Source organism: Streptomyces sp. NPDC050388 (genome assembly GCF_040655635.1).
Lineage (GTDB): Bacteria > Actinomycetota > Actinomycetes > Streptomycetales > Streptomycetaceae > Streptomyces.
Window position 1 is genome coordinate 20,915 of the sequence record NZ_JBFAKH010000086.1, and the last position, 8,558, is coordinate 29,472.

Genomic DNA, 8,558 nt, shown 5'->3' on the forward strand with positions numbered 1-8,558 from the left:
ATGGCGCGAGACTATTACGAGTACCGGCACACGGTCGGTTTCGAGGAGACCAACCTGGTCGGGAACGTCTACTACGTGAACTACCTGCGATGGCAGGGGCGCTGCCGGGAGCTGTTTCTCAAGGAGAAGGCCCCCGAGGTCCTCGCCGATGTCCAGGACGACCTCAAGCTGTTCACGCTAAAGGTGGACTGCGAGTTCTTCGCCGAGATCACCGCCTTCGACGAACTGTCCATCAGGATGCAGCTGTCCGAACTCGGCCAGACACAGCTGGAGTTCACTTTCGACTACGTCAAGGTGACCGAGGACGGCGCCGAAACGCTGGTTGCCCGGGGCAGGCAGCGGATCGCGTGCATGCGCGGGCCGAACACCGCCACCGTCCCGTCGCTCATCCCCGACGCGCTCACCCGGGCACTGGAACCGTACGCGGCCCGGGCCCGGGCGATGGCCGGGAGAACGGCGTGAACGCCCTGGCCGTACCGTCGCCGGAACGCGCCGGGGCCGAAGACCCGGCGCGGCTGCGACGGGCCTTCGGGACGTTCGCCACCGGTGTGACCGTGGTGACGGTCGGCGGCTCCGTCCCGCGCGGCATGACGGCCAACTCCTTCACCTCCGTCTCGCTGGCGCCGCCGCTCGTCCTGGTCTGCGTCGGCAAGGACGCGGTCATGCACCGCGCCCTCGCCCGCTCCGCAACCTTCTCGGTCTCGGTGCTCGGCGCCGACCAGGAGGACGTCGCCCGCCACTTCGCCGACCGGTCGCGGCCCGCGGGCACCGGCCAGTTCGACGCGGTCGACTGGGTGGCGGGCCGGGCCGGCGCGCCCCTGATCGTGGGAGCAACGGCGCACTTCGAATGCGAGAGGTGGCGGGAGTACGACGGCGGCGACCACACCATCTACCTGGGGAAGGTGCTCAGCCTGAAGGAACTGCCCAACCAGGACGCGCTGCTGTTCCACCGGGGCCGCTTCCGGCGTCTTGCCCTCGAGCAGGACGGGGCGGCACCGTGAGCGCGCGTCCGCCCGGGCCGCCACCGACGGCCCTGCCCGGGCTGCTCAGGAAGCTCGCCGTGGACCGGCTCGGGATGATGCGGGACGCGGCCGGGCTGGGCGACGCCGTGCGCGTGGCGATGGGGCCCAAGAAGATGTACGTCTTCAATCGGCCGGACTACGCCAAGCACGTCCTGGCCGACAACGCCGAGAACTACCACAAGGGCATCGGCCTGGTGGAGGCCCGGCGCATCCTCGGCAACGGGCTGCTCACCAGCGAGGGCGACCTGTGGCGTGCCCAGCGCAGGAATGTGCAGCCCGCCTTCAGGCCGGGGCGGATCACCGCGCAGGCGGACGCCGTGGCGGAGGAGGCCGCCCGGCTCGTCGCGCTGCTGCGCACCCACGAGGGGGACGGACCGGTCGACGTCCTGCGGGAGGTCACCGGTCTCACCCTCGGGGTGCTCGGCCGCACCCTGCTCGATACTGACCTGGCCCCCTACGGCTCCATCGCGCACGCGTTCGAGGCCGTGCAGGACCAGGCAATGTTCGAGATGGTCACCCAGGGGATGGCGCCGCTTTGGCTGCCGCTGGGGACCCAGCGGCGCTTCCGCAGGGCGCGCCGGGAGCTGACCCGGATCGTCGACGCGCTGGTGGCCGACCGGTCCTCGCGCATGAGCGACGGGGAGGACGCCGACGACGCGCTGTCGCGGATGATCCTCGCGGCGCGCCGCCACGCCGATCCCCGCACGGGCCGCCGGCTGCTCCAGGACGAGCTGGTCACGCTGCTGCTGGCCGGGCACGAGACGACCGCGAGCACCCTCGGGTGGACCCTCTGGCTGCTCGCCGTGCATCCGCAAGTCCGCAGCCTGGTCCGCGAGGAGGCGCGGGAAGTCCTGGGCGACCGCGTTCCCGGGGCGGAGGACCTGCACAAGCTGACGTACACCGCGCAGGTGGTGCAGGAGGCCATGCGGCTGTACCCGCCGGTGTGGATTCTGCCCCGGGTCGCCCAGCGGGCGGACGAGGTCGGCGGGTACACGGTGACGGCGGGGGCCGACGTACTCGTCTGCCCTTACACGCTGCACCGCCATCCGGAGTTCTGGGACGATCCCGAGCGCTTCGACCCTGGGCGGTTCGACGCGTCGCAGGCCGCGAGCCGCCCCCGGTACGCGTACATCCCCTTCGGCGCGGGACCCCGCTTCTGCATCGGCAGCAACCTCGGGATGCTGGAGGCCGTGTTCGTCACGGCGCTGGTCACCCGCGACCTCGACCTGTCCGTCGCGGCGGGGCACGACGCGGTTGCGGAGCCCATGCTCTCCTTGCGGATGCGCGGCGGACTGCCGATGACGGTCCGGTCGGCGCGATGAGGGGGTGCGGGCATATGTGGAGGGTCGGCCGCGGGATCTTCCGCGGCCGACCCTCGCCTCCTGCGGGCGCGTCAGCTCGCCACCGCCTCCAGCGCGGCGGTGCGCGTGTCAAGAAGGGCCATCAGCACCGGCGGGTCCAGGTCGTCCAGCGGACGCAGGACGATGTCGGCCGGCATCAGCAGGGTGTCGGCGTGCACGGTGACCGGACCGTACCGCCCGACGGAAACGGTGTCCTTGCAGCCGGCTCCCGACGGTGTGTGCTCCTGGCCGTAGGGAACGGAGTGCACCAGGAGGTGCCAGGTGCCCTCGGGGACGTTCGGCAGCTCGAAGGAGCCGGGGCCGTCCAGGACGGTGCAGCGCACCGGCTGGCCCTGGGGCACCGGCGTGGGGAAGAGGCCGACGAAACAGTACCCGGGGGAGCGGTTCTCGGGGAGCTGTACCCGGCCGCGCAGGACGTTGCGCAGGGAAGGCCCGCCGGAGCCCTCCGGCTCCTCCTCGCCGATCTTGGAGGTGAATCCGCCCAGCACCCGGAACGTGCTCGGGGAGACCCCCACGCACGTCTTGAAGCGCGAACTGAACGTGCCGACGCTGCTGTAGCCGACCTGGCTACTGATGTCGGCCACGCTGAAATCGGTCTCCACCAGCAGGCGCTTCGCCTCCTGAAGACGCAGTGCGGAAAGGAAGCGTCCAGGAGATGTGCCGGTTATGTCTCTGAATGCTCGGGTGAAATGGAATTTACTGAACATTGCCGTGCGCGCCATGTCGTCGATGGTCAGTTCCTGGCCGAGGTTGACGTGCATTTCGTCGATCACCCGGCGGACGGCGTACTCAATTGCAGTAATGGGCACCGTTTTCCCCTGTTGTCGAGTCTTACCAGTTCCGAGTTTCCGAGGGCGCATGCAGTTCTGCAGTGGTTTTTATGTCGGCGAGTCTCCTTCTGGAGAGCTCCTCGGCGAACCTCTTCCAGGCGCCGGAGTACTGGAGGGCAAGTTCCGCCATGGTGGCGGTGCAGTGGGACGGAACGGCTTCCATGTGCTGACGCCAGGTATCGTCCAAAATGAAATGGACACAAAGCCAGCGCAGCAGGCGGCGGCCCGATTCCGAGTGGCGCAGGGACGGATCGCGGGTCAGTTTGTGCAATGTCTCCAGGGAGAAGCGGGCCCGGCCGGCCAGGGCGGGAGAGCCGTCTGCGGCGGCCCGCTGCCGTCTCCCGTGAGCGTCGGCCGAGGAGGCCCGGGAACCGCCCTCGGCCGTGGACCCGGTTTCAGCAGTCGGCTTCGCGGCCAGTGCCTGCGAGCCCTTTCCGCGGGGCTGTCTGCGCCCCGAGGGGATCGGCGACTCGCCCCTCAGCAGCCGCTGCCGTACGTCGTGCGCGGTACCGAGCGAGAGCCCAGTCTCCTTGACGATGGCCCGAAGCGGCAAGTCAGGGCGGCTGGTCATCAGTTCCGCAGCGCGTATCCGCTCGGCGGTGCGGTCCAGCGGATGGGTCCTGCCGTCGGAACCGATCCTGGCGTTCAGCCGAGGAAACTCCCCGGTTGAACGCCGCCGTGCGGCGGCCACGGTCTTGGCGTCCAGGCCGACGCAGGCGGCGACGGCGCGGTCCGACAGGTCGGGTTGCGCACTGAAGATGCGCCGGGCCGCTGCCTTGCGGTCCTCGACCGACAGCGGCAGTCCGTGAGACGTGTTGGCTGCGACCGCGCGCATGAAGGCCTCTTCCTCGGCTCCGTCGAAGTACTGCACTTCGACGGAGTCCATCCCCTTCAAGGCCGCCGCTGCTATGCGGTGCATTCCGTCGACCACCCGCATCGTTGCGCGGTGGACAAGGACGGGAGGCAACGAAGCATATATTTCGGCAAGTCGCCTCACATGAGCCTCGTCGATGCCTCCCGAGCGCGGTGAATCGGCCGGAAGGAGCTCCTTGATTAGCACCCTGTGTGTGAAGCTGGATCGCAGGGCCAGGGATCTGTCGGTACTTTCCAACGTTCCCCCCGAGTGAGAGCGGACTGCCTCTTCGAAATGCCGATCCCGTCCTGTGGACAGAACGGCTACCGGAGGCAGGGAATGAGTCCGTGAGGGAGCATAGCGGTTGGCTTATTCTTCTCTGCGCCGCAGTCGCAACAATGTCCCTACTTTAGTTAGTTACACAGGGAAACTTAGTCGTTCTCCTAAGTGAGGCCTGTTGGTTGTTTGAAAGGACTCACAAGCTCTAGCGTTCTCCCCACGCCAACAGGCGCCCCCACTCACCCGACCGGAGGTTGAGTTGCAGCGAGAAGAAGAAACCGCGCGGGCCAAGGAGACAGCGGACGACGCGTCGCTCACCCTCGAAGCCTACGCAGACACGATCATCCCAGGAGAGAAGCGCTGGCCCGGGGACCGGGCCGTCGCCGGCGCCGCCACGGGCGGCGGTGCGGTCGCCGCGGGAGCGCTTGAGCTGCTGCGCTGGGACGCCACGGGCATCAGCGATGACCTGGACGACCTGGCGCAGCGTGTCAACGAGCACGCCAGGGCCTACGCCGAGGAGAGAGGACTGGAACTCGACCCGGACGTTCCTCCCTTCGTGGCCCTGGAGTTCCCGGACCGGACCGAACTGATCGCGCGGCTGACCCGTCCTGGCCACCCGGAGAAGGAGTTCTGGGTGCTCCTGTCCCTCTTCTGCAACATGTCCTTCGACTCGGCCGCGCACCTGCACACCGCGGACGCGCTACGGGACGGCCACCCGGGCCTGACCGTCATGGGCATCACCGAGCCCGACGCGGACGGCCTGTGGCGCTTCCAGAACTCCGGCTACGGCCGCGAGCTCGCCCGAATGCACCCCTCCACCACGCCTTCAGGGAGCCCGGCATGAGTGGTACTACCGAGCGCACCGACGTTCTGGTGATCGGCAGTGGCTTCGGTGGCGCGATCACCGCCTACCATCTGGCCGCGGGCGGCGCCAAGGTGACCGTGCTGGAGCGCGGACCCTGGCTGGAGAGCCAGGAGTTCGAGCACGACTACAAGCTCGGCTCGTCCTATACACGGATCTTCGACTTCGTCGTCGGCGACGGCATGAGCGTGCTGGGCGGCAACTGCGTCGGCGGCGGCAGCGTCGTGTACTTCGCGGCCATGCCCCGCGCGCCGAGGTTCGTCTTCGACCGCAAGGGCAGCATCGGCCGCCGCATGTGGCCCCGGTTCGTCAGCCGCGACACCCTCGACCCGTGGTACGACCGTATTGAGGAGTCTCTGTCGGTCAGCAAGCAGGGGTGGGACGACGTCTCCTACGCGGGGGGGCTGTGGGCGGCGGCCTGCGACCGCGCCGGACGCACCGCCAACCCGCTCGCCGTCGCGATCGACAACTCTAAGTGCGTCAACTGCAACTTCATGATGGCCGGGTGCAGCTTCGAGGCGAAGCAGGACCTCACGGCCAACTACCTGCCCGCCGCCCTGGCCCACGGTGCCGAGATCCGCCCTCTGCACGAGGTGCAGTACCTGACGCGGACGGCCGAGGGCGACTACCGCGCGCACTACAACATCGTCCACGACGAGGACTACCGGCTGCAGAACGGCTCCGGTGTGATCGAGGCGAAGATCGTCGTCCTGGCCGCCGGCGCCGCCGCCACCCCCGTCATACTGCAGCGCAGCGAAGCACACCTGGGTAGGATGCCGCACGCGGTCGGACGCTACTTCTCCGGCAACGGCGAACGTCTCAACACCGCCGTCCTCAACGAGGAGAAGGTTGCCGAACTGCTGGGCCTGTCCCGGGGGGAGGGACAGCTCCCCTACGGCGCCAACGCGATCGGCAAGGGCCCGACTGCGGCCAGCTGGGACAGGCTCGACGGCTCGCTGCCCGAGTACTCCCGCTACTCCTTGGAGCAGCTGTACTTCCCGCCGGGCCTGGGGACGATCCTCGCCCAGGTGCCCGACGCCACCGGCCCCACCTGGTTCGGCAAGGAGAAGAAGGAGCTCCTGAGGAACTGGAGGTCCTGGCTCACCATCTTCTCCATGACCGAGGACGACAACGAGGGCGTCTTCGGCCCGCCGCCCGCGACCGGCAACGCGCACCGCATCTCCCAGCAGATGCTCGGCCGCGGAAACCTGGCGTACCGGCCGACGGAGAACACCTGGCACGGCTGGAAGCAGGCCGACGCCGATGTGAAGGAGATCCTGGAGAAGGACGGCCTCGCCAAGGTGATGCCCTGGACCAACGATCTGGTGGGCGCCTACACCGTGCACCCGCTGGCCTCGTGCCGCATGGGCGACGACCCGCACACATCCGCCCTCGACGACACCAATGAACTGCGCGACCACCCTGGCATCTTCGTCACCGACGGCTCCGCGGTCCCCGGCGCGCTCACTGTCAACCCCGCGATGACTATCGCGGCGCTCGCCGAGCGCGCGGTCCCCCACATCGTGACCGCTGCTCGTACCAGGGGGATCGGGGTCACCTACGGAGCCCCGGCCCCGGGCGGTGACACCAGTGGCCGCAGGGGCGTCCTGCCGCTGCTGCGCCGGACGGCCGCCGAAGTGTGACGGCCCCGGCGCCGTGTTCCGGCGCCCGTCGACCAGTTCGAGGGCTTCTTCGATGGCCGGTCGGTTGCTTCACGAAATCGATTGCGGACGACGAAAGGAGACGGTAATGCGACGGCCGCGGTGTCGACGGCTTTGACCGCCGTTGTGAGCATCGGAGGACGACTCCGGCCCCTCCACACCGGCCCGAGCGGGCATCACCCGCCCGGGGAAGACCACTGACGACACCACACCTCTTCCACCGACAGGAGACGAGAAGATGAGCACCCGCAGCGACGTCCTGAAGGACCTGACCGCCGACATCGAGGAGACCGCCCGCCTCGTGCAGGGCCTGGACGACTCCGATTGGCAGACCCCGACCCCCGCGCCCGGATGGACCATCGCCGACCAGATTGCCCACCTGACGTTCATCTTCCACCTGGCCCGTACCGCCGCTTCCGACCCGGACGCCTTCGCGAAGATCGCCGCCGGCGCCGCCCACGACTTCGACGGCTCCGTCAACGTGGCCCTGCAGCAGTTCAACGCCTTCCCGCCTTCCGAACTGCTGGGCCGCTTCCGCGCCCTGGGCCGGGCGTCGGTGGACGCCCTCGCCGCCGTCCCCGAAGGGCAGGTCGTGCCGTGGCTGGTCAACCCGCTGCCGCCGGCCGTGCTCGCCTCGGCTGGCATCATGGAAGTCTTCGCCCACGGGCAGGACATCGCCGACGCTCTCGGCGTGCGCCGCGAGCCCACCGACCGGCTGCGTCACCTGACTTTCTTCGCCTGGCTCACTCGCGACTTCGGTTATCTGGCCCGGAACCTGACACCACCGGCCCAGCCGTTCCGCTTCGAACTGACCAGCCCCTCCGGCGAGTTGTGGACATTCGGCCCCGAGGACGCCACCGACAAGGTCACCGGACCGGCCCACGACTTCTGCCTGTTGGTCACCCGCCGCCGCCACCGTGACGACCTCGCCCTGACGGCGATCGGTACCGACGCGAATCAGTGGCTGGACATCGCCCAGGCCTACCGCGGTCCGTACGGCGAGGGCCGGCAGCCGGGTCAGTTCGCAGATTCGGCGGAGTGAGTCGGGTGGACCGGGCGACCGGGGCGTAGCGCAGAGTCCGCGGCCGTCCCAACGGTCAGAGCCCGCCGCGCCCTGGTACTCCAGCCGGACTTCGACGTTTTGCCTGCTCAGATGCTGCGCGTGGTGAGTGTAGTGGGCCGGTGGCCCGTCAGGGGCGGTCTTCACGGGGCCGCCCCTCGCTCGTGTGCAGCCGGCGTGGGTGATGGCAGTGGCCGGGGCAGCCTCCCGTCGTGATCAACGAGCCTGCAGCCGAGACCTGGGACGACGAACTCGAAGACCTCTTCCTCCGTGTCGGCCATCGTTTCGGCCGGGTGGAACCACGCCGTCGGATGCGCGACTACGTTCGCGGTCTGCTCGGCCCGGTCGGGCGGAAGAATGGCTGGCAGCTGGCCGAATACGCCGGCCACGCCACCCCCGACGGACTGCAGCACCTGCTCTCCCGAGCCCGCTGGAACCCCGACGACATCCGCGACGACCTGCAGACCTACGCCGCCGAACACCTCGGCCGCCCCGACGGGGTACTGATCATCGACGAGACCGGCTGTGCGCCACCAGGCGCTGAGGATCGAGTGGGAGGAGGAGCCCACCGCTGGTCATCGCAGTGACCGGTTGAAGCTGGAGACAGGCTGGACCCCAGGTCGGGGGCGA

Annotated in this window: 8 protein-coding genes and 1 pseudogene; 7 read left to right on the forward strand and 2 right to left on the reverse strand. The window is 69.0% G+C overall.

Annotation, left to right across the window (positions count from 1 at the left end):
* The 3 genes from AB0I73_RS33445 to AB0I73_RS33455 are packed head-to-tail and all read left to right on the forward strand — an operon-like array spanning position 1 to position 2,344.
* On the forward strand, positions 1-462 hold the full coding sequence (locus tag AB0I73_RS33445; RefSeq protein WP_363043762.1) for an acyl-CoA thioesterase: 462 nt from the start codon (positions 1-3) through the stop codon (positions 460-462).
* Positions 459-1,001 (forward strand): flavin reductase family protein, encoded by a 543-nt coding sequence (locus AB0I73_RS33450; RefSeq protein ID WP_363043764.1) that lies wholly within the window; start codon positions 459-461, stop codon positions 999-1,001. Before AB0I73_RS33445 ends, AB0I73_RS33450 begins: the two co-directional genes overlap by 4 nt.
* The gene (locus tag AB0I73_RS33455) at positions 998-2,344 is read left to right on the forward strand and encodes a cytochrome P450 (protein WP_363043766.1); all 1,347 of its coding nucleotides are present in this window, start codon (positions 998-1,000) and stop codon (positions 2,342-2,344) included. The genes AB0I73_RS33450 and AB0I73_RS33455 overlap by 4 nt, the downstream gene beginning before the upstream one ends.
* A 71-nt stretch (positions 2,345-2,415) precedes the next feature.
* Here AB0I73_RS33455 and AB0I73_RS33460 read toward each other — a convergent pair whose 3' ends face one another.
* On the reverse strand, positions 2,416-3,192 hold the full coding sequence (locus AB0I73_RS33460) for an AraC family transcriptional regulator (protein WP_363043768.1): 777 nt from the start codon (positions 3,190-3,192) through the stop codon (positions 2,416-2,418).
* 22 nt (positions 3,193-3,214) lie between these two features.
* A complete protein-coding gene (locus AB0I73_RS33465) occupies positions 3,215-4,273 on the reverse strand; it encodes a transcriptional regulator (protein WP_363043770.1) in 1,059 nt (352 codons plus the stop codon).
* 331 nt (positions 4,274-4,604) lie between these two features.
* Here AB0I73_RS33465 and AB0I73_RS33470 point away from each other — a divergent pair, with 331 nt between their 5' ends.
* The 4 genes and pseudogenes from AB0I73_RS33470 to AB0I73_RS33485 all read left to right on the forward strand — a co-directional run.
* Positions 4,605-5,189: a DUF5987 family protein gene (locus AB0I73_RS33470; protein ID WP_363043772.1), complete on the forward strand. Its 585-nt coding sequence runs from the start codon at positions 4,605-4,607 to the stop codon at positions 5,187-5,189.
* Positions 5,186-6,850, forward strand: coding sequence for a GMC family oxidoreductase (locus AB0I73_RS33475; RefSeq protein WP_363043774.1), 1,665 nt, complete (start codon positions 5,186-5,188; stop codon positions 6,848-6,850). Before AB0I73_RS33470 ends, AB0I73_RS33475 begins: the two co-directional genes overlap by 4 nt.
* A gap of 256 nt (positions 6,851-7,106) precedes the next feature.
* The gene (locus AB0I73_RS33480; protein WP_363043776.1) at positions 7,107-7,910 is read left to right on the forward strand and encodes a TIGR03084 family metal-binding protein; all 804 of its coding nucleotides are present in this window, start codon (positions 7,107-7,109) and stop codon (positions 7,908-7,910) included.
* Between the two features lie 230 nt (positions 7,911-8,140).
* Positions 8,141-8,452, forward strand: a pseudogene (locus tag AB0I73_RS33485) (transposase); the annotation flags it as partial.
* Positions 8,453-8,558: the final 106 nt, after the last annotated feature.

Bases quoted from the DNA above. Each gene is read 5' to 3' on its own strand.
- AB0I73_RS33480 (WP_363043776.1), top strand. From the start codon at position 7,107: ATGAGCACCCGCAGCGACGTCCTGAAGGACCTGACCGCCGACATCGAG.
- AB0I73_RS33445 (WP_363043762.1), top strand. From the start codon at position 1: ATGGCGCGAGACTATTACGAGTACCGGCACACGGTCGGTTTCGAGGAG.
- AB0I73_RS33475 (WP_363043774.1), top strand. From the start codon at position 5,186: ATGAGTGGTACTACCGAGCGCACCGACGTTCTGGTGATCGGCAGTGGC.